General features: G+C 73.3%; 20 protein-coding genes and 2 pseudogenes. 14 read left to right on the top strand and 8 right to left on the bottom strand.

What is annotated here, in order from left to right:
- Positions 1-88: 88 nt before the first annotated feature.
- The 8 genes and pseudogenes from Sm713_RS40340 to Sm713_RS12900 form a co-directional block, all read left to right on the top strand.
- A pseudogene (locus Sm713_RS40340) lies at positions 89-268 on the top strand (IS607 family transposase); the annotation flags it as partial.
- Between the two features lie 927 nt (positions 269-1195).
- Positions 1196-1363, top strand: coding sequence for a hypothetical protein (locus tag Sm713_RS12930; RefSeq protein ID WP_212909779.1), 168 nt, complete (start codon positions 1196-1198; stop codon positions 1361-1363).
- Between the two features lie 400 nt (positions 1364-1763).
- On the top strand, positions 1764-4901 hold the full coding sequence (aroA, locus tag Sm713_RS12925; protein ID WP_212909778.1) for a 3-phosphoshikimate 1-carboxyvinyltransferase: 3138 nt from the start codon (positions 1764-1766) through the stop codon (positions 4899-4901).
- Positions 4902-5035: 134 nt separating this feature from the next.
- The gene (locus Sm713_RS12920) at positions 5036-6202 is read left to right on the top strand and encodes an acyl-CoA dehydrogenase family protein (protein WP_212909777.1); all 1167 of its coding nucleotides are present in this window, start codon (positions 5036-5038) and stop codon (positions 6200-6202) included.
- Positions 6199-7185, top strand: coding sequence for an SDR family oxidoreductase (locus tag Sm713_RS12915; protein WP_249416263.1), 987 nt, complete (start codon positions 6199-6201; stop codon positions 7183-7185). Before Sm713_RS12920 ends, Sm713_RS12915 begins: the two co-directional genes overlap by 4 nt.
- A gap of 34 nt (positions 7186-7219) precedes the next feature.
- Complete coding sequence (locus Sm713_RS12910) at positions 7220-9325, top strand: FAD-dependent oxidoreductase (RefSeq protein WP_212909776.1); 2106 nt, start codon at positions 7220-7222, stop codon at positions 9323-9325.
- Positions 9326-9458: 133 nt separating this feature from the next.
- Entirely contained in the window at positions 9459-9932 is a 474-nt protein-coding gene (locus Sm713_RS12905; RefSeq protein WP_212909775.1) for a hypothetical protein, read from the top strand.
- Between the two features lie 187 nt (positions 9933-10119).
- Positions 10120-11004: an NAD(P)-dependent oxidoreductase gene (locus Sm713_RS12900; RefSeq protein WP_249416262.1), complete on the top strand. Its 885-nt coding sequence runs from the start codon at positions 10120-10122 to the stop codon at positions 11002-11004.
- 28 nt (positions 11005-11032) lie between these two features.
- Here the strand turns inward: Sm713_RS12900 and Sm713_RS12895 are convergent, their stop codons facing one another.
- Positions 11033-11947, bottom strand: coding sequence for an ABC transporter substrate-binding protein (locus tag Sm713_RS12895; RefSeq protein ID WP_212909774.1), 915 nt, complete (start codon positions 11945-11947; stop codon positions 11033-11035).
- A gap of 174 nt (positions 11948-12121) precedes the next feature.
- Between Sm713_RS12895 and Sm713_RS12890 the strand changes: the two genes are divergently transcribed.
- Positions 12122-13075: an AraC family transcriptional regulator gene (locus Sm713_RS12890; RefSeq protein WP_212909773.1), complete on the top strand. Its 954-nt coding sequence runs from the start codon at positions 12122-12124 to the stop codon at positions 13073-13075.
- Between the two features lie 101 nt (positions 13076-13176).
- Here Sm713_RS12890 and Sm713_RS12885 read toward each other — a convergent pair whose 3' ends face one another.
- The 5 genes from Sm713_RS12885 to ctaD form a co-directional block, all read right to left on the bottom strand.
- Positions 13177-13554: an ANTAR domain-containing protein gene (locus Sm713_RS12885; RefSeq protein WP_212909772.1), complete on the bottom strand. Its 378-nt coding sequence runs from the start codon at positions 13552-13554 to the stop codon at positions 13177-13179.
- A gap of 197 nt (positions 13555-13751) precedes the next feature.
- A complete protein-coding gene (locus Sm713_RS12880) occupies positions 13752-14075 on the bottom strand; it encodes a plasmid stabilization protein (RefSeq protein WP_212909771.1) in 324 nt (107 codons plus the stop codon).
- Between the two features lie 160 nt (positions 14076-14235).
- Positions 14236-15261: a Ku protein gene (locus Sm713_RS12875; protein ID WP_212909770.1), complete on the bottom strand. Its 1026-nt coding sequence runs from the start codon at positions 15259-15261 to the stop codon at positions 14236-14238.
- 535 nt (positions 15262-15796) lie between these two features.
- A complete protein-coding gene (locus Sm713_RS12870; RefSeq protein WP_212911969.1) occupies positions 15797-16192 on the bottom strand; it encodes a cytochrome c oxidase subunit 4 in 396 nt (131 codons plus the stop codon).
- A complete protein-coding gene (gene ctaD / locus Sm713_RS12865) occupies positions 16189-17952 on the bottom strand; it encodes a cytochrome c oxidase subunit I (protein WP_212909769.1) in 1764 nt (587 codons plus the stop codon). Before ctaD ends, Sm713_RS12870 begins: the two co-directional genes overlap by 4 nt.
- A 180-nt stretch (positions 17953-18132) precedes the next feature.
- On the opposite strand from ctaD, the gene Sm713_RS12860 reads away from it, so the two are divergent.
- On the top strand, positions 18133-18705 hold the full coding sequence (locus tag Sm713_RS12860) for an AAA family ATPase (RefSeq protein WP_212909768.1): 573 nt from the start codon (positions 18133-18135) through the stop codon (positions 18703-18705).
- 78 nt (positions 18706-18783) lie between these two features.
- Here Sm713_RS12860 and Sm713_RS12855 read toward each other — a convergent pair whose 3' ends face one another.
- Positions 18784-20178 (bottom strand): mercuric reductase, encoded by a 1395-nt coding sequence (locus tag Sm713_RS12855; protein WP_212909767.1) that lies wholly within the window; start codon positions 20176-20178, stop codon positions 18784-18786.
- A 160-nt stretch (positions 20179-20338) separates the two neighbouring features.
- Here Sm713_RS12855 and Sm713_RS12850 point away from each other — a divergent pair, with 160 nt between their 5' ends.
- From Sm713_RS12850 to Sm713_RS12840, 3 genes are all read left to right on the top strand, one after another.
- Positions 20339-21277, top strand: coding sequence for an immunity 49 family protein (locus Sm713_RS12850; RefSeq protein ID WP_212909766.1), 939 nt, complete (start codon positions 20339-20341; stop codon positions 21275-21277).
- 109 nt (positions 21278-21386) lie between these two features.
- Positions 21387-22391, top strand: a complete 1005-nt coding sequence (locus tag Sm713_RS12845; protein WP_249416261.1) for a hypothetical protein — start codon at positions 21387-21389, stop codon at positions 22389-22391.
- 242 nt (positions 22392-22633) lie between these two features.
- Positions 22634-23170, top strand: a complete 537-nt coding sequence (locus Sm713_RS12840) for an excalibur calcium-binding domain-containing protein (RefSeq protein WP_212909765.1) — start codon at positions 22634-22636, stop codon at positions 23168-23170.
- Between the two features lie 125 nt (positions 23171-23295).
- Here Sm713_RS12840 and Sm713_RS41640 read toward each other — a convergent pair.
- Positions 23296-24727 (bottom strand): annotated as a pseudogene (locus Sm713_RS41640) (ATP-binding protein).
- A 290-nt stretch (positions 24728-25017) separates the two neighbouring features.
- On the opposite strand from Sm713_RS41640, the gene Sm713_RS12830 reads away from it, so the two are divergent.
- Positions 25018-25464 carry a cupin domain-containing protein gene (locus tag Sm713_RS12830; RefSeq protein WP_212909764.1) on the top strand — a complete coding sequence of 149 codons (447 nt, stop codon included), beginning with the start codon at positions 25018-25020 and terminating at the stop codon, positions 25462-25464.
- The last annotated feature ends 181 nt before the right edge of the window (positions 25465-25645 follow it).

Here is a 25645-nt window from a genome sequence, read left to right as displayed (position 1 = left end):
GGACTTACTCGTCTAGTGTGTATGAGAGCCCTTGAGTGGCTGTTGCGACCACTGCATGAACCTCAAGGAATAGGCGAAGTCGCAGGGTGTGCACCCACATACCGCGTATCGCTGGTTCCGTGAGGGGACGTTGCCGGTGCCGGCTCAGCGGGTCGGGCCGCGCACGATTCTGGTGAACGTCGAGGCGAACACCGCACCGGAGGCGGTCGGTGGTCTGGGCCTGTACGCCCGCGTGTCCTCGCGTGATCAGAAGGCGGACCTGGAACGGGTCTGTCAAACGAGCGGTGTGACTGGGGTTGGTTGGTTACTGGCGGGCCGCTGACAGGCGGCCGTCGAAGGTGATATCGAAAGCGTTCAGCGCCGTTTTCCAGCGCATGATCCAGCGGGCGGCACCGGGAGCCGGTCAGGGACCCCGGCGGGAGACGAGGTCGACGGTGGACGAGCCCATCGCCTGGAGGTGGACCGCCGCCAGGACGAGCGCGGTGATGAAGAGGAAGACACAGAGATGGCGCGCGTTGATCATGGCGCTCCTCGTCGAACGGGGGAGGGTGCCACGCGCCCCGTCTCGCGCGGCACCCGTTCTCCCCCTCGGGCGGTGGACAACGAGTATGTGCGGCCCGGAGATTGTCTGGCAGGGCGATTCGTCACGTCGGACAACGGGTTCCGCGGCTGTTCCCCCGCCTCGCCGGCCGGCCGGCCGGCTGGAATGGCTTCCCCATCCGGGCTTCCCGGGGTCCGGCTCGTCGTTCTCGTGTGATTCGGGTAAGGGCGGGGGCGCGACCGGATCCGTATTCCCGCAATTCGGTGACGGCCATTCCGCGAACCTCCGCAGCCGCGCGTACGGCCCATCAGGGGACGGTCTCCGGAGCACCTTCGGACTTCGGGCTTTCCGCTGTCGCCACCGCATCGACCGTTCGCCACCTGCATGGACCGTTCGCCAGCCGCACGGAACGGTCGCCGCCCGCATGGACCGGTTCGCCGCCGAGCAGTCCGCGGCCGGTCTCCCCCGGCCGCATTCCGGCCAGGGAATTCCCCCGCCGACGATCATCAGATTTCCGCTCCGCGTCGAGTAGGGTCGGCAGAGAAATCACTGCCGTGTCCCGGGAAGGCCGCCCGGAGTCCGTAGCAGCGCCCTGCTCGCTTTCCGCACGCCCGGGCGCGGCCAGGCATGTGGGGACGGTCGAGGAGTCGGGTCGTGGTTGAGGGCACTGAGGGCACTGAGGACACGCAGCGCGAGCGGATCACCGACGGCGTGGCCATATGCGACGGCACGGTGATCCGCCGAGCGGGCGCGCGCCTGCCGTGGATCAGCCTGGAGCCGCCGTCGCGCCCGCACGTCCTGGGCACGCGTTCGGGGATCTGACGCTCCCGGGGTCCGGGGCATCGGCCCGGACGCCGTGTCCGGCCGGGTGAGCACGACATCCTCGCGCCGCCCCGGGGCGCCCGGCGCTCGCCGCCGGCGCTGAGGGCCCGCTCTCCACCACTGTCCGGGAGGCCGGCCACGCCGTCCTCCCGGGGCGCTCCGCCGCGTGGGCCGGGGTGCCGCGGTGTTCCTTCACTGACCGTCCGTCCGCTGGACGACCTCGACGACCTGACGCCGGTGGGGGGGCCGCGGGCCTCAGGTAGGGCCGGCCCGTCGGGCACGGCCGAGTGGCTCGGAAGACCGAGGCCACTGAGCAGCCACGCCGCGGTACGGCACGGGATCCCCGGATCAGGATCGCGCCGCGGCCCCCCCGTCCGCCTCCAGGAAGCGATGAGCGATCATGCACCTTCTCGTTCCAGGGACCCGGCACCGGCTCAGCGGTGAGGTCCTCGTCCCCAACTCCAAGTACCACGCGCACCGCGCCCTGATCCTGGCCTCGCTCGCCGGCGGTGTCAGCCGCGTGCACGGGCTGTCCGACGCCCGGCATGTCGAGTACACCGTGCAGGTGCTGCGGGGCCTCGGGGTGGGGATCGCCCGCGAGGGCCACACCTTCGTGGTGGACGGGCTCGGCGGCCGCTACCGGCCGCGCCGGGGCTCGGTGTCGGCGGGCAGCTCGGGCACCACCCTCTACTTCATGATCGGGCTTGCCGCCCTGTCCGAGCGGCCCGTCGTGGTGAGCGGGCAGAAGTACTTCAAGCGCCGACCGGTCGGCCCGCTGCTGCGCGCCTTGGAACAGATGGGGGTCCGGCTGGAGTCCGCCGACGACTGCCCGCCGGTCCGGGTGGCGGCCCACCGGCCCACCGGCGGGAAGGTGGCCATCCCCGGCACGCTGTCGCAGTGGATCTCGGGGCTGCTGCTGCTCGCGCCGTTCGCCGCAGGCCCGACCACCGTCGAGGTGGAGGGCGAGCTCAACGAGCGCACCTACCTGGAGCTGACGGTCGCGATGATGCGGCGGTTCGGGCTTGAGGTGGCGGTCTCCCCGGACTGGCGGCGCTTCGACGTCGAGGGGGGCCAGCAGGCCCGGCCCGCCGAGCTGACGCTGCCGCCGGACATCGGCTCCGCGGCCTTCGCCGTCGCGGCGGCCGCCCTGCACCCCTGCGACGTGCTGCTCAGGGGCATCACGAGCCTGGCGGGCGGGCCGGCGGACCACCCGGAGTTCCACTTCCTCGACATCGCCCGCGACATGGGCGTTCCCATGGAGCCGGATCCGGACGCGGGCGGGCTGCGGATCGTGCAGGACGCGCCGGCGCTGCGGGCCGTGGACGTCGACTGCCGCGACGTACCGGACATGCTCCCGGTGCTCTCGGCGCTCGGTGCCTTCGCCGAGGGCGAGTCGGTGTTCCGCAACATCGCCCACACCCGGCTGAAGGAGTCCGACCGGGCCGGGGCGATGCTCCAGCTCCGCGCCATGGGCGGCAGCCTGGAGATGACGGGCGAGCAGCTTCGGGTGCGCGGCGTCGAGACGCTGACCGGCGCGCGGCTGTCCTCCTACAACGACCACCGCGTCCTGATGGCCCTGGCGGTGGCGGCCTCGCGGGCCCGCGGCCACTCCACGCTGACGTATCCGGGCGCCTACCGGATCTCCTACCCGACGTTCCTGGAGACGATGAACACCCTCGGCCTGCCGATGTCGGTTCAGGCCGGCCGCGGTCCCCTCTCCCGGGTGGCGGTACCGGCCGGACGGCGTCCGGAACGGGAGGCGCTCGCGCAGGAAGGGGAGGCGCTCGCGCCGGAGCGGGCCGCCTCGGTCACGCTGCCCGAGTGGCTGCGGCGCCGGGCTCAGGCGCGGCCGGACGGCACCGCCGTGGTCGACGTCCGCTCCGACCACGACGAGGTGGTGACCTGGGCCCAGCTGGCGGAACGCGTCGACCGCGCGGCGGCCCTGCTCCTCGGGCTCGGCGTGCGGCCGGGTGAGAGCGTGGCCTACCAGCTTCCGAACCGGGTGGAGTTCGTGGTGCTCTCGATGGCCTGCTGGCGCATCGGGGCGGTGTGCTGCCCGGTGATGCCGTTCTTCCGGGAACGCGAGCTCGGCTTCGTGCTGCGGCGCTCGGGCGCGCGGGTGCTGGTCGTCGCGGACGCCTACCGCACCCGGCGGCCCGCCGAGGAGGTCCTCGCGCTGGCGGCCCAGGACCGCGGCGGCCTCGCGCACCTGCTGGTGCTCGGCGCCGACGGCGACGCCGCCCGGCTCCCGGCCTCCCGCGGCGGGGCCCCGGCGGCGGACGGCCTTGAGGGCGACCCCGCGGTGGACGGACTCGGGGGCGGCCCGGCGGCGGACGGACTCGGGGGCGACTCCGCGGTGGACCGCCTCGTAGGTAGCCCGGCCGTGGCCGACCTCGGCGCGGAGCTGGCACGTGTCACCATCGACCGCGCGGCGCTCGACGCGTTCACGCCGACGCCGGAGACGACCGCCCAGCTGCTCTTCACCTCCGGCACCACAGGGGAGCCCAAGGGCGTCACCCACCCGACGGCCAACCTGGTCCGGGCGGCGGCGATGGGGATCGCCCACCTCGGCCTCGGCGCGGACGACGTGGTCTGGGTGCCCTCCCCGCTCGCGCACCAGACCGGCTTCCTGTACGGCATGGTGCTGGCGGCGGTGCTGGGCGTGCCGCAGGTCGTGCAGGCCGACTACGACGCCAAGCGGGCGCTGCGCGCGCTGGACGACCATGGCGTGACGTTCGTGCAGGCCGCCGCCCCCTTCCTGGCGGACCTGGTGAAGGTGGTCGAGGAGACCGGTCACGCGCCGGACGCCCTGCGGATCTTCGTGGCCACCGGCGCCACCGTGCCGCGCAGCCTCGCCGAGCACGCGAGCAGCGTGCTGGGCGCCGCGGTGTGCGGGGCCTTCGGCACGACGGAGACCTGCCTCGCCACGCTGGCCGCCCCCGGGGACGAGCCCGAACAGCGCTGGGGCTCCGACGGACGGGCCCTGGACGGCGTCGATCTGCGGATCACCGACGACGCCGGGCAGGTGCTGCCGGCCGGCCTGGAGGGCAACTTCGAGCTGCGCTCCCCCACCACGACGGACGGCTACCTCGGCCGCCCCGACCTGACGGCGGAGGCGTTCACCGCGGACGGCTGGTACCGCACCGGCGACCTCGCGGCCATCGACGCCGCCGGCTGCCTGCGGATCACCGGGCGCGTCAAGGACGTGATCAACCGGGGCGGCGAGAAGGTGCCGGTCGGCGAGATCGAGCAGCTGCTGTTCGCCCACCCGGACGTGGCGGACGTCGCGGTGGTGGCCATGCCCGACGAACGGCTCGGCGAGCGCGCCTGCGCGTTCGTGGTCCCGGCGGCCGGCGCGCGGCCGGTCCTGGCCGACGTGCAGCGCCTGCTGGACGCCCACCGGGTGGCCAAGCCGTACTGGCCCGAGCGGCTGGAACTCGTCGAGGCGCTGCCGCGCAACCCCGCCGGCAAGGTGCTCAAGTTCGAGCTGCGCAGGTGGGCGGCCGGCTTCCGCGCGCAGGACACGGCGGGTCGGTAGGACGACGGCCAGTAGGACGAGCGCTGGTAGGACGAGCGCCGGTGGCGGGAGCCGTCGTGGTGGGCCGGTAGCGGTGGCCCGCCGGTGCGGCGGCCCGCCCCCGGACAAGGGAAGACGGAAGGCAGAGGGAGCAGATGACGGACGATCGGCAGTTCCACCGGCTCCGCGAGCGGGTCGCGGCCTGGGTGGAGGGGCCCGGCGAGCGCTGGGCGGAGCGCATCGAGGAGACCGGGGAGGTGCCCGAGGAGCTCTGGAGCGAGCTGCGCGGCCTCGGCTTCCTGCGGATCCCGGCGCCCGTGGCCTACGGGGGCCACGGCCTCGGCTTCGGCCGCTGGATGGAGCTGATGGAGCTGTTCTCCCGCTCGCACGGCTCGGTGCGGATGATCGTGCACGTGGTCAACGGGATCTGGCGGGCCATGGACGGGCACGCCACCGAGGAGCAGCGCAAGCTGTTCGTCGTCCCGTCGGTCACCGGCGAGATCAGGATCGCGTTCGCCCTGACGGAGCCGGGCAACGGCACCGGCGCGGACATCACCACCTCGGTGGAGCGCCGGGGTGGCACCTACTACCTGTCGGGCCGCAAGCACCTGATCACCTTCGGGGTGCGCTGCGACTACTACCTGCTGGCGGCCCGCGTCGACGGCACCACCGGCAAGGAGGGCACCGTCGCGCTGCTGGTGCCCCGCGACGCCCCGGGCGTCACCGCCCGGGAGACCTCCCGGACGATGGGGGTCACCGGTACCGACCACGCGTCGCTGGCCTTCGACCGGACGCCGGTCCCGGTGGCGCACCGGCTCGGGGCGGAGGGCGAGGGCCTGGACGTCTTCCTCGGCGGGTTCCTCACGCCGTCGCGCATCTCGGTCGCCATGAGCTGCGTGGGGCTCGCGGCGCGCGCCCAGCAGCTCGCCCTCGCCTATGCGGCGCGCCGGGTGACGTTCGGCAAGGCGCTGACCCAGCGGCAGGCCATCCAGTTCATGCTGGCCGAGAACGAGGCCGACATCGAGGCCGCCCGCCGGCTCGTCCTGCACGCCGCCCGCCGTTTCGAGGAGGGCGCCGACGACGCGGCGATGCAGTCCTCGATGGCGAAGATGCACGCGGTGACGATGCTGACCGACGTCACCGACAGGGCGCTCCAGGTCCACGGCGGCCTCGGCTACTGGAAGTCGCAGCCGATGGAGCGGGTGTACCGCGACGCGCGGGCGCAGCGCTTCGAGGAGGGCACCAACGAGGTGCAGAAGGCGGTCGTCTTCCGCGAGCTCATGCGGCGCGACGGCGGCACGGTGCGGGAGGGCGTCCGATGAGCGTCGCGCAGGAGAGCGTTCCGCAGGAGAGCGTCGTTCGGGAGGCAGTTCCGCGCGAGTCCGTCGCGCAGGCGAGCGCCCCTCGGGACTGCATCACGCAGGAGAGCGTTCCGCAGGAGAGCATCACGCAGGCGAGCGCACGCCAGAAGGCCGACCGGGCCCCGCGTGACCCCCGGGAGCGGGTCTCGCTGATCACCGGGGCCTCGCGGGGCATCGGCCGCGCGCTCGCGCTGACCCTCGCCCGCGACGGCGGCACCGTCGTCGTCAACTACAAGCGGAACGCCGACCTGGCCGCCAAGACCGTCGCGGGCGTGGAGGAGGCCGGCGGCCGGGGCTTCGCGGTGCGGGCCGACGTGGAGACCACCGAGGGCATCAGGGACCTGTTCGACGAGGTGGCCGGGCGCTGCGGGCGGCTGGACCACTTCGTGTCCAACGCCGCGGCCAGCGCCTTCAAGAACATCGCCGACCTGAAGCCGCACCACCTGGACCGGTCGTACGCGATGAACCTGCGGCCGTTCGTGCTGGGCGCCCAGGAGGCCGTGAAGCTGATGGACGACGGCGGGCGGATCGTCGCGCTGTCCTCGTACGGGTCGGTGCGCGCGTACCCGACCTACGCGGCGCTGGGCGGGATGAAGGCCGCCATCGAGTCCTGGGTGCGGTACATGGCCGTGGAGTTCGCGCCGTACGGCATCAACGTCAACGCCGTCAACGGCGGCCTGATCGGCTCCGACTCGCTGGAGTACTTCTACGGCGTGGAGGGGATGCCGCCGATGCGGGGCGTCCTGGACCGGATCCCGGCCCGGCGCACGGGCACGGTGGACGAGGTCGCCGCCACCATCCACTTCCTGCTGGGCGAGGGCGCCGGCTACATCACGGGGCAGACGCTGGTGGTCGACGGCGGCCTGAGCGTGGTCGCGCCCCCGTTCTTCGCGGACGCCGGCCCCGCGCTGCACCTGCCGCCGCGCCCCACCAGGTCCGGCTGACGCCCGCCGACGAGCAGCCGACTGGAGAGCCTTCGTGTACGACCACGTCTTCCGGCCCGGCGCGATCGGCGGCCTGGCCCTGCCGCACCGCATCGTGATGGGCGCCATGCACCTCAACCTGGAGGCGCTGGACGACGGCGGCGCCGCGCTCGCCGCGTTCTACGCGGAGCGCGCGGCCGGCGCCGCGCTCGTCGTGACCGGCGGCACGGCGGTCTCGGCCGCCGGGGCCGGCGGCCCCGGGTACGGCGTGGTCGGCGACCCCGGGCACCGGGCCGCCCTGCGCCGCGCGGCACGGGCGGTGCACGACGCGGGGGGCCGGATCGCGCTCCAGCTGTTCCACGCGGGCCGGTACGCGCTGCCGGGCGGGCCGGGCGGCGGGGTGCCCCTGGCGCCGTCGCCGGTGTACAGCCCGTTCTCCCGGGCCACGCCGCGCGAGCTGACCGGCGCGGAGGTGGCGCGGACGGCCGGCGACTTCGCGCGGGGTGCCGAGGCCGCCCGCGAACTCGGCTTCGACGCGGTCGAGGTGATGGGCTCCGAGGGCTACCTGATCAACCAGTTCACGGCGCCGTGCACCAACCGCCGCACGGACGGCTGGGGCGGTGACGCGCGGCGGCGCCTCCGGTTCCCGATCGAGGTGGCGCGCGCGGTGCGCGCGGCGGCCGGGGCCGGCTTCCCGGTGCTCTTCCGGATGTCGGGCGCCGACCTCGTCGAGGACGGCACGCCCGCCGGGGACAGGGCCGCGCTGGCCGTGGCGCTCGCCGCGGCCGGCGTGGACGCGCTGGCCATCGGCGTCGGATGGCACGAGTCGCGGGTGCCCACCGTGCAGGCGGAAGTGCCGGCCGGGGCCTGGGCGGGCGTCGCGGAGGACGTCAAGCGGGCGCTGCGGGCGGCGGGCCACGGGCACGTGCCGGTGATCGCCTCCAACCGCTTCACCCGGATCGCGCAGGCGGAGGAGGTGCTGGCGCGCGGCGGCGCCGACTTCGTGGCGATGGCGAGGCCCTTCCTCGCGGATCCCCGGATCGTGGCGAAGTCGCGGGCGGGGCGCGCCGAGGCGGTGGACGTGTGCATCGCCTGCAACGAGGCGTGCATCGACCGCTCCTTCGGCACGGAACGCGTCTCCTGCCTGGTCAACCCGCGGGCCGGCCACGAGGCGGACTTCCCGCTGCGGCGGTCCGGGCACCCCGGCGGGTACACGGTGGTCGGCGCCGGCGTCGCGGGCCTTGAGGCCGCGCGCACCCTCGCCCGGCTCGGCCACGCGGTCGATGTGTACGAGGCGGAGGCGGAGCCGGGCGGGCAGTTCCGGCTGGCGGCGCTGGTGCCGGGCAAGGCGGACTTCGCCCAGTCGGTGCGGCAGCGGGTGCGCGAGCTGGCCGCGCTCGGTGCCCGGCTGCACCTGGGGCACCGGGTCGGTCCCGGGGACCTGGCAGCGCTGCGGGCGTGCGACGGTGTGGTGGTGGCCACCGGTGTGCGCCCGGCGCTCCCGGAACTGCCCGGCGCCGGCCTGCCCCATGTGCGCGACTACACGCGGGCGTTCGCCGATCCGGGCGCGCTGGGGCAGCGCGTGGCGGTCGTGGGCGGCGGCGGGATCGCCGTGGACCTCGCGCACCTGCTCGTCACTTGCCACTCGGGGGCCGCGTGCGAACCGGCGCCCGAGGAGTTCCTCGCGGCGTACGGACTGGCGGGGCAGGCGCCGCGCCGGGCGGGGACGGTGGCCGGCCGGGACGGGGGCGCGCTCGGCGGCCCCCGGCGCGAGGTGACGCTGATGCGGCGCACCGGGCGGATCGGTGACGGCATCGGCCCGAGCACCCGCTGGGTGGTCATGGGCCGGCTCAAGGCGGCCGGGGTGCGGATGCTGACCGGCGTCACGTACGAGGAGATCACGGACGAAGGCGTTCTGGTCAAGAACGCGGACGGCGAACCGCTGCTGGTGGCCGCGGACAGCGTGGTCCTGGCGACCGGCCAGCGGCCCGAGCCCGTGCCCGGGGTGCTGCGGACCGCCGGCGTGCCGTACGAGGTGGCGGGCGGCGCCCGGGGCACCGAGCGCCTGAACGCGGTGCGGGCCACCGCCGAGGGCCTGCGCGCCGCCCACCGCATCGTGGCGCGCACGGCCGCTCGCCGGACGGTGGACCGCCATGGCTGACGCGAACGGCGAGGGAACGGTGACGGCCTCGGGTCCCCCGGCGGCGGGTTCCCTGGCGGCCGCGGGTGCCCTGGCGGCGGGCCCCCCGGTGGCTGGTCTCCCGGTGGCTGGCCCCCCAGCGGCGGGTCCCGCGGTGGCTGGTCCCCCGGCGGCGGATCCCCCGGCGGCTGGTCCCCCGGCGGCATCGAGTCCCCTGGCGGCGAGTCCCCGGCTGGCAGCGGGCGTCCGCCAACCCGCCGACGGCGCCGACCCGCTGGTGGTGCTGGACGAGCAGCTGATCGCACAGCTCCTGCGGCGCGCACGCCTGGCACGGCAACGGCAGCGCGAGCGGCGGGCGGCACGCCTGCCGGCCACCGACCTCGCCGAGGAGAACGCGATGCTGCGGCGCTACGCCGCCGTGCTCGGTGAGCCGGGGATCGCGGTCGCCATGGCGCTCCTGGCGCTCTCCAACCGGCTGGTGCGCGAGGCCGAGCCGGAGCCCGGGTCGGGACCGGCGCCGGGCCCCGAGCCGGGCCCCGGGCCGGGTGCCGGCTCGGCGCCCGGCTCGCAGGAGACGGGGGCGCGGGGCGGCGGGCTGGAGATGCCGCTTCCGCGCGGGCAGCGGTAGCGGGAGCGACAGCGGTGGACAGCGGTGGCGGGAGCGACAGCGGTGGCGGCGGCAGTGGCAACAGCAGGACACCGGGCCTCAGCCACTCACCGCCCGCCCGGCCTTCGCCGGAACCCGCCGGCATACGGCCGCACGGCATCCGCCTCACCGCGCGGGACGCACAGGGCAGGGTCTAAGCTCCGGCGACGTGAGAATCGGACTTCTGGGTCTGGGGCGCATGGGTGCCCCCGTGTGCGCCAACCTCGTGAGGGCGGGACACCGTGTGTCGGCCTTCGACGTCAGGCCGGAGCTGTCGCGCGTGGCGCTCGACGCCGGGGCGTCCCCGGAGGTGTCGGCCACGTCCGCCGCCGCCGGCGCGGAGGCGTTGGTCACCGTACTACCGGGGCCGGCCGAGGTGGCGGCGGCACTGGACGACGCGGTGTTCGAGGCGCTCGCTCCGGATGCCGTCTGGATCGACATGACCAGCAACACCGCCGTCGCAGCCGGTCCGATCAGGGATCGCGCCCGCGCGCACGGCGTCGAGGTGCTCGAAGCCCCTCTCGGGGGAGGCCCGGACGATGCGCGGGAGGCCCGGCTCCGGCTGTTCGTCGGCGGAGACCCCGAGGTCGTGGCGCGGTGCCGCCCGCTGCTGGAGGCGCTCGCCCCCGCCGACCGCATCGCGCACGTCGGGGGGCACGATGCCGGCTACACCACCAAGCTCCTGGTCAACGCCCTGTGGTTCGGCCAGGCCGCCGCGACCGCGGAGGCGCTCCTGCTCGGCCGCCGGGTCGGCATCGATCCGGCCGTGCTGCGGGACGCTCTTGCGGGGAGCGCCGCGGCCAGCGACTTCATACGGCACGACCTCGAAGCCCTCTTCGAGGGCGACTATCTCCGCTCGTACCCGCTCCACCGCATCCACGACCAGCTGGCCGCCGTGGCCGACGCGGCGTCGCTCCTCGGGACGCCGCACGAGATCACGGACGCCGTCCTGAGACTTCACCGGCGGGCCCTGGAGCGCTATGGGCCCGTGGACGGCGAACTCCTCCCCGTAGCCCTCCTGGAGGAGGAGTCCGGCATCACCCTGCGCTGGTGACGGCCCCGGGCTCCCCCGGCCCCCGGAGTCAGCGAATCCGGCGCGCCAACGAGGGAGCCGGCGCGCCCACGGCACCGGGATGCAGGATGCCGGCCAGCGCCTCGACTCCGTCGACCAGGCGGGGACCGGGCCGGGCGAACGAGGCGTTCGCGTCCACCGCCCACAGCGGAACCCCCGCGGGCACCCGGTCCGCGATCTCGGCGGCCAGCCGGGCCGACTCGTCGAGGCCGAAGCCGCACGGCGCGCACACCACCACCTCCGCCTCGGCGGCGGGCCCGGCGGCGAGGTCCTCCCAGCTCGTGCGGAACGACCGTTCCCCGGACCGGCCGAGGACGCAGCGCCCGCCGGCCGCCTCGACCATGTCCGGCACCCAGTGGCCCGGCGCGAACGGCGGGTCGGTCCACTCCAGCACCAGCGCCGGGACCGCAGGCACCCGCGGACCCCGCACGACCGCGGCCCGGACGGCGTCGAGCCGCGCCGACAGCTCGGCGACCAGCCGGCCGGCCCGCTCGCGGGAGCCGGCGCCGGCGGCGGCGCCGATCGTGACGAGGGAGGTGAGCACCTCGGGGAGCGTCTGCGGGTCGACGGTCAGCACGTCCGCGTGGCAGGCGAGGTACTCCAGCGCGTCGTGGACCGTGCCGACGTCGACCGCGCAGACCGCGCACAGGTCCTGGGTGACGACGAGATCGGCGTCGAGCCCGGCCAGCGCGCCGCGGTCCAGGTGGTAGAGGTCCTCGCCGGCGGCCATCCGCGCGCTGACCAGCCGGTCGATCTCGGCGGGCGAGGTCCGGACGCCCTCGGGCAGCGTGCTGGTGGACACGATGCGCCGGGTCCGGGCCTCGGGTGGGTGGTCGCACTCGAACGTGACGCCGACGACGTCGTCACCGGCGCCGACCGCGAAGAGGATCTCCGTTGCCGAGGGAAGAAGGGAGACGATCCGCACCCCTCCACCGTAAGCGCAGGAGCCGCCCCGGCGGGCAGGCATCCACGAGGCGGGCGGGGGTAGCAGTCCCGGAAGAAGGTGCGTCGCCGGTATCCGCCCCGCACCCTGCCCCGATGGCCGTGGCAGCGGAGGGCGCGGGAAGGGGACCGTGGAATTCGGCCAGGTGGAGACTCCATGAACTCGATGGTGTTCGACAGCCACGACCTGGGGATGACGGAGGACTTCCTCAGCCGCGCCTACGCGCGGATGCACATCGGAAGCGGCAGCCCCGGGACGGGCCGGGCCCGGATCCGCCGCGACGCGGTGCCGTCCGTCAGCATCGACGAGCTCGATCTGGACTTCGAGATGAGCTACTCGGTGACGCCCCTCGGGAGGATCTGCCTGTGCATGGTGCACGAGGGCACCATCCAGGACCACGCCTTCGGGGACGTACGGGACGACTTCGGCAGCGGTGACGTCGTGATGCTCGCACCGCCCGACCAGCCGTACACGGGACGCATCTGCGCCGCCCGCTACAACATCACGATGCTGGACCCGCAGCTGCTGAACGAGGTGGCCGCCGCCGGCGGCGAGCCACTCTCGGAGCCGGTACGGCTGACGGGGCACCGGCCGCACTCGCCGGCCGCCGCCCGCCACCTGAAGAACACCATCGGCTACCTGCGCGACAACGTCCTGGCCAACCCGATGACCGTGGACGAACCGCTGCTCGTCTCCACCAGCACCCAGCTGCTGGCGGCGAGCGTCCTGGCGGCCTTCCCCAACACCGCGCGTACCGACCCCACCGCCCAGGACCGCTCGGACGCCCACTCCGCCACCCTGAGGCGGGCCGTCGCCTACATCGACGACCACCCCGACCAGCCCCTCACCGTCGCCGAGATCGCCGCGGCGGCGCATGTCACCATCCGCGCGCTCCAGTACGCCTTCCGCCGCCACCTCGACACCACCCCGCTCACCTACCTGCGCCGGGTGCGCCTCGCGCAGGCCCACCGGGCGCTGCATGCCGCCGATGCGGCGGACACCACCGTGGCGGTCGTCGCGGCGCGCTGGGGCTTCTCCCACCCGGGCAGGTTCGCCGCGCTCTACCGGGCCGCGTACGGCACCAGCCCGTCCGGCACGCTGCACGGCTGAGCGGGCGAGGCGAAGGGGCCCGATCGCGCGCGGGCTTCGACGGCGCCGGGGGAAGGGGCGCCACCGCCGTCCACGGAACGAACACCCCGGCCGCCCCCGGCTCATGCGCAGCACTCGGGCTCCTGGAAGGCCGCCGGGGAGGCTGTCCGGGACGGCGGCTGCGAGGACGCCTGTGCCGGCAGGACGAGGAGCGCGTCCCTGCGCACCAGCGCGGCGTCCAGGGTGTGGCGGATGTCCGGGGGAAGCCACAGGCAGTGCGGCCACCGCACGAGGTACTCCGCCACCTCGCGCAGCTTGGTGTTGGTGTGCTGGGAGACCTCCTTGAGGACGTCCCATCCGGTCTGCGGCCGCACGCCGCCGAAGGTCACCACGACGCCGATCGCCTGGTCGACGACAGCGTGCGAGACGAGGGCCTCCTTCATCTGGGCGACCTCCTGCTGGAGGGCCGCGATCACACGCTGGCAGTCGTCCTCTTGCATAAGTGAGGGGTCCGTTTTCTGGTGAGACAGCCGACGGACGGTTCCGTCTACTGTCACGCTGCCCTCATCCCCTACGCGTAGCGGCACGTCGAACGAACGAGTTGGGCCGCGGCAGTACACAAAACGAAACGGGGCTGCTCACCGCCGGGAGCGGCGAGCAGCACCCGCGGGTGCGCGGTCCGAGCTCCCGGACGGGTTCAGCGGCCCAGGGCGCGCTGCAACTCGGGCTTCGTCATGCTGGAGCGGCCCTTGATGTTGCGCTGCTTGGCCTCGTTGTAGAGCTGGGCCTTGGTCGGGCCCTGGGGACCCTCGTGGGAGCGCCGGCCGCCTCGCTCGTAGGCCGACATGTCGCGCGTGGAGGTGCGGCTCGCCCGGCGGGCCTCGCCGCTGCGGGCGCGCTGCTTGTTCACGGTGCGGGCGGCGATCTCCTTGGCCCGGGCCGTGCTCGTCCCGCGCTTCTCGGCACCCTCCTTGATGCGCTCGTACTGCCGTTCCCGCTTCTTGTCAGATCCGGCCGGCATGGGTCACTCCTCCTTCGTGTCCACACCCACGGCGTCTGCGGTCCGACGCCCGTGGGAAGAGGTCCTTCGAATGCCGGGTGCCCCGCTGAGCCGCCCTGACGCGCCGGCTTGCGGGCCCCGGGGCGGCGCGGTTGGTGACTCCCCGGTGGGAGCGGCCCGCTCAGGACGCGGTCCGCCGGCCCCCGCCGCCGCTCAGGGCCTCGATGAGCTCGGCGCGGTTCATCGAGGAGCGGCCGGACACTCCCGCGTCGGAGGCGCGCTTGGAGAGCTGGTCCTTGGTCAGGGCCTGGAGTTCCTCGCGGGTGCCTGGCCGCTTCCCGGCGTCCTCGCGCCGCTCCGTGCTGCGCCGGCCGGCGGCCTTTCGGGTGCCGGCCCTTCCGCCCGGGGTGCGACCGCCGCCGCGGCGGCCGCCCTTCGCCTCGTCGACGCTGGCCTGAAGGGCGTCCATCAGGTTGACGACGTTGGTCGGGTCCGCCGGGGACTCGGCCTTCTCGACGGACTCGCCCTTCTGCTTGGCCTCGACGAGTCGCGCGACCCGCTCCTCGTAGGTGTCCCGGAACTCGCCGGGGTCCCAGTCCATGCTGAGGCTCTCGATCAGTTGCTCGGCCGTCTTCAGCTCGCGCTCCTGGACCCGGGGACGGCCGTCCCCGTCCTCCACGGTCCGCCGCGGGTCGCGGACCTCGTCGGCCCAGTGCAGCGTGTGCAGGGTCAGGGTGTCCCCCTGCGCCTGCACGGCCACCAGGTACTCGCGGCTGCGCATCACGAACGTCCCGACGGCCACTTTCCCGGACCGTGCCAGCGCCTTCACGAGCAGGGCGTACGCCTTCGTCTCGCCCTCGCCCCTGGGGCCCAGGTAGTAGGTCCTGTCGAAGTAGACGGGATCGATGTCCGACAGGTCGACGAAGCCGCTGACGTCCAGCGCCTGGGAACGGCCCGGAGCGATGTCGTCGAGCTCCTCGGGTTCGACGACCACGTACTCGCCGCCCGCGTCGAAGCCCTTGACGATGTCGTCGAGGGCGACCTCCTTGCCGGTCCGCTCGTTGACCCGGCGGTTGCGCACCCGGTCCGACGTGCCGCGCTGGAGCTGGTGGAAGCGGATCGTGTGACGGTCGGTGGCCGAGTAGAGACTGACGGGCAGCGACACCAGACCGAAGGTCAGCGTGCCGCTCCACACCGGACGTGGCATTGCTCTCTTCCACCACCTCACGTTCTCCGCGGCGCTCCCGTGCCGCACCGATCACATTCACGGAGACCGCAGCGAGTACCCCGTCCGCCCCGGCCGAAAGACGCGGCGGACGGATGTGAGTGGACGGTGACCTTCGGTTTCCGGACGCGGGCCGGGGTTACCCGGGGGCGGTGTTCTCTCCTATGAGGCGGGCTCGGGCCGCGGCTCGCGCCTGGAAGGCGGCAGGCGCGGACGGTCCTTCATCCCGGGGCGGGGTGGGCCGTGGGGCGGTGGATACGAGGGGCCCCGGGGCGGACGGTGACCGCAGGCCCGCGGTCGCCGGTCCGCCACCCGGGCACAGGGTGACGGACCGGATCGTGAGCGCGCTGGACAGACGGCTGCCCGCGTCGGAGGGCGGGGGCCTGCTGCGCAAGGCGTTCCCGGAGCACTGGTCGTTCCTGCTGGGCGAGTTGGCCCTCAGCCGAGGGCGAGGAGACCGGCGAGATACGGCAGTCGGTGAGCGGCGGCTACGCGGAGGACCGCACGGGCGGCACCGCTACCGGGACTCCGACCGGTTCGCGTACTGGAACACCATCCCGAACACCCCGTGGCTGAGCAGGCCCAGACCCAGCAGGAACAGCCAGAGCCCGAAGACCACACCGAGGCACAGGACGGTGAAGCCGGCGGCCGCGGTGATCGGCCAGGGGCTGTGCGGCGGGAAGAACTCCACCGGACCGGCGCCGTCCACGACCTCCGCGTCCGCCCGGTCCTGCGGCCGCAGCCCGCGGCGCCGGTACTGCACGGTCAGGAAGAACGCGACCAGCGCCGCCATCAGGAAGGCCAGGGCCAGGGCACTGGTGCCGGCCGGGTCGGCGGAGAGCCAGCCGTAGACGGTACCGGTGACGGCGAAGAAGGCGGCGACACCGGCGAAGAGAAGGGCCTCGGTCTTCACAGCCACGACCCCTTTCCGGTCGGTCCTCCCGTCGACCGCCCGGTCGACCTCCCCGCCGGTTCCGCGCCGGCCCCCGGCCGTCCGTCACGTCGTCGTCCCGCGGTGCCCAGCCGGGGGAACTCCGGGTGGTGCAGGTCGAAGGCGGGGGAATCGGAACGGACGGGAGGCAGGGCGGTGAAGTTGTGCCGGGGCGGCGGGCAGGACGTCGCCCACTCCAAGCCGCGCCCGTAGCCCCACGGGTCGTCCTCCCGCACACGCTCGCCGCGGCGGGCGGTGTGCCAGACGTTGTAGAGGAACGGCAGCGTGGAGAGCCCGAGCAGCGCGGCGCCGAGGGAGGAGACGGTGTTGAGCACCGTGAAGCCGTCGGCGGGCAGGTAGTCGGCGTAGCGGCGGGGCATGCCGGACTCGCCGAGCCAGTGCTGGACGAGGAACGTGGTCTGGAAGCCGGCGAAGAGCGTCCAGAAGTGGACCTTCCCGAGCCGTTCGTCGAGCATCCTGCCGGTGAACTTGGGCCACCAGAAGTAGAAGCCGCCGAACATCGCGAAGACGACGGTGCCGAAGAGCACGTAGTGCAGGTGCGCGACGATGAAGTACGAGTCGGTGAGGTGCAGGTCGAGCGGCGGGGAGGCGATCAGGACCCCGCTCATGCCGCCCAGCAGGAACGACACCATGAACCCCACGGCCCACAGCATCGGCGTCTCGAAGGAGAGCGAGCCGTGCCACATGGTGCCGATCCAGTTGAAGAACTTCACCCCGGTCGGCACCGCGATCAGGAACGACATCAGCGAGAAGAACGGCAGCAGCACGGCCCCGGTGGCGAACATGTGGTGCGCCCACACCACGGCCGACAGCATCGTGATGGCGATCGTCGCCCCGACCATGCCGACGTAGCCGAAGACCGGCCTCCTGCTGAAGACCGGGATGATCTCGGTGACGATGCCGAAGAACGGCAGCGCGACGATGTACACCTCCGGGTGGCCGAAGAACCAGAAGAGGTGCTGCCACAGCACGGCCCCGCCGTTCGCCGCGTCGAAGACGTGCGCGCCGAACTTCCGGTCCGCCTCCAGCGCCAGCAGCGCCGCCGTCAGCACCGGGAACGCCGGCAGGACCAGGACCGAAGTGAAGAGCACGTTCCAGGTGAAGACGGGCATCCGGAACATGGTCATCCCGGGCGCCCGCAGGCACAGGATCGTGGTGATGAAGTTGACCGCGCCGAGGGTGGTGCTCACACCGGTGACGACCAGGCCCATGATCCACAGGTCGCCGCCCGCGCCGGGCGAGTGCACGGCGCCGTTGAGCGGGGCGTAGGCGAACCACCCGAACGACGCTGCGCCGTCCGGCGTGAGGAAGCCGGAGACCACCGTCAGACCGCCGAACAGGTACATCCAGTACGACAGGGCGTTCAGGCGCGGGAAGGCGACATCGGGGGCACCGATCTGCAACGGCATCACCGCGTTGGCGAACCCGGCGAACATCGGCGTGGCGAACAGCAGCATCATCACGGTGCCGTGCACCGTGAACAGCTGGTCGTACTGGTCAGTCGTCACCAACTGCAAGCCGGGCCTGGCGAGTTCGGCACGCATCAGCATCGCCAGCACACCGGCGAACAGGAAGAACCCGAACGCGGTCGCCATGTAGAGGCCACCGATCACCTTGTGGTCGGTGGTGTTCGCCCACCTCAGCAGCGCCCTCCCCGCCCCCACACCCGTAGGCCGCCCACCGCCCGACGGCGCGTCAGCCGCCCCTGTCCCTGTGGTCATGCGCCGCCGGGTACCCGTGGCGGGCGGGGCCATGTACGGGCCGGGACACGACCTCGCTCCGACCCGCGCGGTGAACCCGCTCATGCCCCGCAAAGAGATAGCGTTCAGCGAGTTCGTCGGCGACCGGGCCGGTTTCTACCCCCGCCGACGCCGTTGCCGTACCGCCCGGAAGGACATGCCGTGGCCGCTCCCACACTGGTCATCGTCTCCGGGCCGCCCGGGACCGGAAAGACCCACCTGGCCCGGCAGCTCGCCACCCGCCTGGCTCTGCCCTGGTACAGCCGCGACGCCATCAAAGAGGCCCTTTTCGACACGCTGGGTTGGTCGGACCGCCGGCGTTCCAAGGAACTCGGTGCCGCATCCGTCGCCGTACTGTTCTCCCTGCTCTCCGACACCCTGGGGGCCGGAGCGAGCTGCCTGGCCGAATCCAACTTCCGCCGGACGCACTCCACGTCCGACTTCCTGCGACTCCTCGCCGAAACGGGCGCGGACACCGTCCAGATCCAGTGCCGCACGCACGGGCCCACCCTCCTCAGGCGGTTCACCGCACGCGCTTCCTCCCCCGAGCGTCACCCCGGCCACGGCGACGACCAGAACGTCGACGAGTTCCGCGAGGAACTTCTGGCCGGCCGCTACGAACCCCTGCAGCTGCCCGGGCCTGTGCTGGACGTGGACACCACCCACTTCGAGCAGGTGAACGCCGGCGCCCTCGCAGCCCGGGTCGCCACTCTGCTCCGCGGCGATGGTCCGTGACCCGTTCGGCCCGGCAGACGCCGCCGGCACGGCGGGTGCCCGCTGCCCCGGCCTCGCGCACAGACCTCGCGCACACCCCTACGGCGCCTCGTCGAACATCTCGAAGAGGCTGTTGAGGCCCTCCGCCAGCAACGGGTGCGTGAAGACGGCGTTCGCCATGGCGGTGTACGGGAGTTCGCCCAGCATGGCGACCTGGATGATCGTCATGATCTCGCCGCCCTCCGCGCAGAGCACGGTGGCGCCGAGGATCTTCCGGGTGTCCGCGTCGACGACGGCCTTCATGTAGCCGCGCGTCTCCCCGGTCTCCAGGGCCCGGATCACGGCGTTCATCGGCAGCTTCGCGACGCGGATTCTGCGCTTCTGCTCCCTTGCCTCCCGCTCCGTCATGCCGACACGGCCGAACTGCGGGTCCATGAACACGGTGTACGGGACGATCCTGTCCCGCGTGCTCGCCTTCTCGCCGCCGAGCAGGTTGGCGCGCAGGATCCGGTAGTCGTCGTACGAGAGGTGGGTGAAGGCCGGGCCGCCCTTGACGTCCCCCATGGCGAAGACACCGGGCACGGAGGTCTCCAGGTACTCGTCGACCTCGATGAAGCCCCTGTCGCTCAGCCGGATTCCGGCCGCCGCGGGGTCGAGCGCCTCCGTGTTGGGGACGCGGCCGATGGCCGACAGCAGGTGGGAGCCCTCGATCTGCCGCTCGCCGTCCAGGGTGCGCACGGTCAGCCGCAGGCGCCCGCCGCCCGCCGCCTCGACCCGCTGCGGGGTGGCCGAGGTCAGGACCGTGATCCCGTCCTCGCGCAGGATGGCGGCGACCTCCTCCGAGGCGTCCTCGTCCTCGATCATCATCAGGCGCGGACGGGTCTGGACGATCGTGACCTCGCTGCCGAACCTGCGGAACATCTGCCCGAACTCCAGCCCGATGTAGCCGCCGCCGAGGACGACCAGGTGCTCGGGAAGCTCCTCCAGCTCCATGATCGACGTCGAGTCCAGGACGGGCACGTCCTGCGCGCCGTCGATCACCGTCGGCCTCGGCCTGGTGCCCGTGTCGATGACGATCACCGACGCGCCGAGCGTCCGCGTGCCGCCGTCCGACAGGGCGATCTCGACGGTTCTGGGCCCCGTGAAACGGGCCTCGCCCTCGATCACGTCGAGCCCGTCCTGCGTCAGGCGGCTCGCGTAGTTCTCCCGCGCGCCCGCGACCATCGCCCGCTTGCGCTCCCGCACGGCGGCGAGGTCGACCGACACCGCACCGGTCCGCACGCCGTACTCGGCGCCGCGCCGCGCCAGGTGGGCGAGACGCGCGCTGGCGACCATCGTCTTGGTGGGGGTGCAGCCGATGTTCACGCAGACGCCGCCCAGGTGGCCGCGCTCGACGAGCGCCACCTTCCTGCCCGCCTTCGCCAGGTCGATGGGGAGGAACCGGCCGCCCTGGCTGGTCCCGATCACGATGACGTCATAGCTCTCGTCTGCCACGAGAAGATCGTAACTGCGTGTCGTGTGATATTCACCGAGGGTGTGCGCCTGGCCGGGGCGTGTTCTCGCGGGCCGGATCGCCCGGTGCGGCACGGCTTCCGGCGAGCCCGCCCTGGTAGCGTGCCGCGTCCAGGACGGGAGCGGGGGAAGGATGCCATCCGTGCCGGAAGTGACATGCCACGAGGTCGGCGAGCGGTACCTGGCCCGGGCGCTCGAAGACATCACAGGCCGGACCTATCGGGGGTGGCACTGGATGCGGTACGCCGACGCCTCCCCCGAGAAGCTCGACGAGATACGCGACGACCTCCTCGACCACGTCGCCGCCCGGGCCGCGCAGGACCCGGCGCTCCGGCCGTCGGCGCGCACGGCACTGCGGACCGCGGCGGAGTGCTCGCTGGGGACGCTGAGCCTCGGCTGCTTCCCCAAGGGCGACCAGGAGATCCCGTTCCCCCTCATCGACGAGAGCCTCAGCAGCAGGTCCATCGCCTTCGGCGACATCGTCGAGCTGGCCCCCACGGCCCGGACGTGGTGCGACGGGTTTGCGGTATGCCTGGTCAGCGGCGTGCTCGGGGAGTGGCGGCGGGGGGTCGGCCTGCTGCTGCGCGACGACTACGCGCCCGCGATCCGCGACGGGCTGCCGGACTCGAAGCAGAACTCGGTGTCGGACCCGGCGGACCTCGCCGCGATGGAGGCACTGTGCGGCTACCTGGCCCCGTCACGCGGGCATCTGCCCCGTGACCGGCCCACCGCGCCCCTGCGCAAGCCGGACGGGGAGCAGCGCGCGGAGGCCGCCCGCCGGCTGGACGCGGAGGCCGCCCTGACACCGGACCAGCGCCTCCTGCGGGTCCTCCTCGACGACGACCGGCACGCCTTCGAGCAGGCTCTCGTGGCCCGGCTCGTGGAGCACCGCGAGAGCGTGGGCCCCGATCCCGCGCCCCGGACCCTGCTCCCGGTCGGGGCGCTCGCCCTGGCCGCCCTCGCCGTCCAGGTGCACGGGTGGGAGCCGGGCGTCCGGTCCGGATACCTCCCGGCGTCCCTGCTGGGCTCCCCCGCCGGGCCCCGGCCGGCGGCGCGCGCCGACGGAGACGGCCGGGCCTGACCGAACGCCGCGCGGCCCTCCGGCACCGCGCCGCCGAGGCCCAACACGCCGACCGGCCCTGCCCGCCACGGGTCCGCCACAGCCCCACCGCGGACGCGTCAGCCCCGACGTGAGCTCCAGCACCAACCTGGGCGGCTGGGTGAACAAGGCGGGCGTGTGGTCGTCGAGCGAACGCCGCGACTGGTTCGCCGACGACGCCGAGACCATCCTGCACTGGCGCGAGAAGCCGACGGGCCGGCACATCGAGCCGGGCATCGCCGAGGTCAACCTGGTGAGCCTGCTCGGCGAGCTCGGCGCCACCTGGAGCCGGTGGGGCGAGCCGCTGCTGCCGATCGGCGTCCTCTACGACCCGTTCGTGGAACGTGCCCTGGAGCCCTGGTCCTACGGCATCTACACCGGCGGCCAGTCGGTCCTGGTGGGCACGCCCTCCGGAGTCTCCCTGGCCCCCGAGGGCGGCGCGCACCAGTCGATCAAGACCCCGTCCATCGGCCTGGAGCAGCCGGGCTGCGTGACCTACGAGCCCGCGTTCGCGATCGACACCGAGTGGACGCTGCTGGCCTCGCTCGGCCGGCTCGGGAGGCCGGACGGCACGTCCGCCTACCTGAGGCTGTCCACCCGCCCGGTCGACCAGGGCCTCGCCGAGGTGCCGTCGGACCCGGCGGCCCGCGAGCGGCGGCGCCGCCAGGCGGTCGCCGGCGCCTACACCCTGCGCCGCACCCGGGAGCCGAAGGCGACCATCGCCGCGATGGGCGCGGTGGTGCCCGAGGCGCTGGCGGCCGCCGCCCGGCTTGAGCAGCTCGGCGTCCCCGCGGACGTCGTCTGCGTGACCAGCCCCGACCTCCTCTACCGGGCGGTGCGCGCCCGCCAGGGACACGAGGAGGCCGAGCCCTGGATCCTCGACCAGGCCTTCCCCGCCCACCGTGCCACGCCCCTGGTCACGGTGCTGGACGGCCACCCGCACACGCTCTCGTTCCTGGCCACGATCAACCGCGTGCCCACCACCGCACTGGGCGTGACCCGCTTCGGCCAGTCGGGATCCCTGGAGGACGTCTACCGCCACCACGGCCTGGACGAGGACGGCATCGTGCGCGCGGCGCTCGACGCGACGGGGTGAACGGGGGCGGCGCGTGGGGGCGGCCGGCCCGCTGACCCGGAGTCATATCCGGCCGGCCCGGTGCGTGCTCCCGCGTCGAACCTGCACCGGCCGCAACACCAGCAGGTGCACGAACGGCTGCGTAGGCCAACGGCTGTACCAGCCCCTTCAGTTACCCCTGTCGGGACTTGGCATCCGATTCACATATTTCCCTCACAACCGATACAGTCTCACCACTTCTTCCGATCACACGTGGGGGGACCATGTCGAATCCATACAGCCAGCAGCCCTTACCCGAACCCCTGCCCGAGCCCCGCCGTGCCCCGAAGTGGGCCCGAAAGAGATACGTTCTGCCCGCGATCGCCCTCGCCTTCTTCATCGGGATCGGCGCCGGCGCGAGCGGCCAGGACGGGCAGAGCAGCACCGACGCGAAGGCGAAGCCGGCGCCGACGGTGACCACGACCGCCACGGCGACGGTGTCCGCGAAGCCGGAGCCAACGCCTACGGTCACGGAGACGGTGCGGGCGACGGCAACGGTGACCGCCCGCCCGGCGGGGTCGGGGTCCGGGACCGGATCCGGGTCGGGGTCCGGCTCTGGTGGTTCGGGCTCATCCGGCTCGGGGTCCTACGCTTCGGGTTCCGACAGTTCGGGAGGCTCCTCCGGCGGCGGATCGGGCGGGAGCGTGTACTACGCGAACTGCTCCGCGGCCCGCGCCGCGGGGGCGGCCCCCGTGCACCGGGGCGACCCCGGTTACGGCCCCCACCTGGACCGGGACGGTGACGGCGTCGGCTGCGAGTGACGACGCCACCGGCTTCCGCCAACGAGGCCTGAACGGTGCGCCCGCCTCCGATGCCTGGAGGCGGGCGCGGCGCTGGTGGGCGGAGTCCTTCTGCCTGTATCCCCCACGGCCCTGACGCCCCCCGGCTACTGCCACGCGCGGACCAGGTCTTCCGGGCCCCAGTGCGCCGCAAGCGGTAGCCCGTCCTCGACGCCGCAGCGGGAGACGGCGACGAGCGGGGTGTCCACCTCGGCGCCGGGCACCGCGAGCATCTCCCGGGCCAGGGTGTCGTACTCGCGCCGGCCGAACGGCTGGGACTCCGGCCACTTGATCGAGCCGATGAAGTGCACCGCGCCCGCGACCGGCTCCCGGTCGACTCCGACCAGGTCGATCTCGGGATTGTTCCGCCGGTTCCACCAGCCGCCGACCGCTTCCGTCCGGGGCCATCCGCCATCGGGGAGCAGCCGCAGCAGCGACTCGCGGACGACCGGCTCGACCGCACGTCCTCGCCAGGTGGTCCAGGACCGCTCGATGCGCTCCAGGGCGAGATCCCCGCGGCCACGCTCGATCAGCGGGACTCCGCGTTGCAGGAAGGTCAACCAGAACCGGAGGTAGGAGTCGGCGATCCGGTACCGCTTGTTCTTGGTGTCGCTCTTGATGGACAGCGGCATGTCCGTCGCCACGATGCGCTTGGCATGCAGCGTGTGCAGGAGCGGGGACAGGGTCCCGGAGGGCAGCGCGCCCGCGCCGCCCGCCCTCGCGGCGATGGTGGAGAAGGTCCGCTCACCGCTGCCGACCGCCTCCAACACCGCCCGCGAATGCGAAGCCTCGGGAAACTCCCCCAGCAACGACAGCTCACCCGCCACCAGCAGCGGTGAAAGAGGGTTCGCCACGGCCTCACGCAGGAAGTCCAGGCGACCCATCCCCGGCCGCCATGACTGGACGATCTCCGGGAAGCCCCCGGTGATCAGCAGCGCGTCCACCGCGTCCACCGCGTCCAGGGAGGTCATGGCCCGCACGTCGGCCAGGTGCAGTGGCCGTACGGTCATCTTCGCGGCCCGGCCGAAGAACGGACGGCCATAGGACCCAACGCCTCCATCACCGACATGTCGCTGCCCACCAGGAGCAGCAGAACCGGCTTGGCGGACAGGTGGCGGTCCCAGACCGTCTGCAACGCCCCTTCGAACTCCCCATCCTGCTCCACCAGCCACGGCACCTCGTCGATCACCGCGGTACTCGGGGCGTCATCCGGGACCGCCACAGCCAGAGAACGCAGCGCCTGGTTCCAGTCCGCGGCCTGCAGCCCAGCCACCAGATCCGCCCCGGACAGAGGAGACTGCGCGAGCGCCGCAGCGAAGTCCGCCCGCTCGGCTACGGCATTGCGGCCCCTGGTCGCCTGGAAGACCACGTACGGAACCCCGGACCGGTCACAGAACTCCTGAACCAGCCGAGACTTCCCCACCCTGCGCCGCCCCGTCATGATCACGGCCTGACCTCGAGTGGCCCCCGCACCCCCCGTCACCAGGCCCAGCTGTCCGGTCAGCAGGCGAGGTCGCCAGCCCTGCCTTTGAACTCCATACCTGTTCCGCCTCCAGCACAGCCCATCAAACACAGTTTCGATCTTACGTAGATTGAATCTTACTTAGATGCCAGCTCCCTTTATAGGGCAGTGCGGACCGCCGTTCCGGAGACGGTCGACCCGGCACGGGCGCGTGCCGCCCGTCCCCGGGACGCCCGGGAGCGCTCGGGCCGACATGCGCCGCGTACCGCACCGTCGCAGTCTGGAGGGGCGACACCGATCGCCTGCCCCCACCCATGACAACGACCGGCTCCCCCGAGCCACCCAGCGCACCCCTGGAGGCCGCACCATGGCGAACAAGGAGCCGACGGCAGGCAGCGCCGAGAGCCGACCGGGCTCGGAGGCGTGGAAGACCGCGCTGACGGTGCTGCAGTCGGCGAATCCGCCGTTCGTGCCGGAGGGGGTGGAAGCCACGACCGTCATCATCGAGTTCCCTCCCGGCGACCCCGGGACCCCTCCGCACCGGCACTCGGGGCCCGCCTTCGGCTACATGCTGGAGGGGGAGATGCTCTTCGAGCTGGAGGGCGAGCCCGAACGAGTGATCAAGGCCGGGGAGACGTTCTGGGAGCCGGGCGGCGACGTCATCCACTACCAGGACGGGAACAACCGGACGGACTCGCGGAGCCGCTTCGTCGTCACCATGTTGTGCGCGCCGGGCCAGCCCATGCTCACCCTGGTCGACGACGAGGAACTGGCCCGCCGCCGGCACCTGCGGGCGCCGCGCCCGGGGGTGTGACCCGCCACCGGCACGGACGAACACCCGGAGGGCCGAACGGCAGACGCCGTTCGGCCCTCCGGCTGCTTGCGGCCCTCCGGCTGATTGCGGAGAAGCCGGGGCGCGGATCGGCCGCCGCCTCGTCGCAGACCGCCGCAGATGGCGGCCACCCCTCGCCGTAGCCGACAGCCACCCCTCGCCA

Origin of the sequence: Streptomyces sp. TS71-3 (assembly GCF_018327685.1) — a bacterium.
Lineage (GTDB): Bacteria > Actinomycetota > Actinomycetes > Streptomycetales > Streptomycetaceae > Streptomyces.
This window is presented reverse-complemented; position numbering and strand designations above follow the sequence as displayed.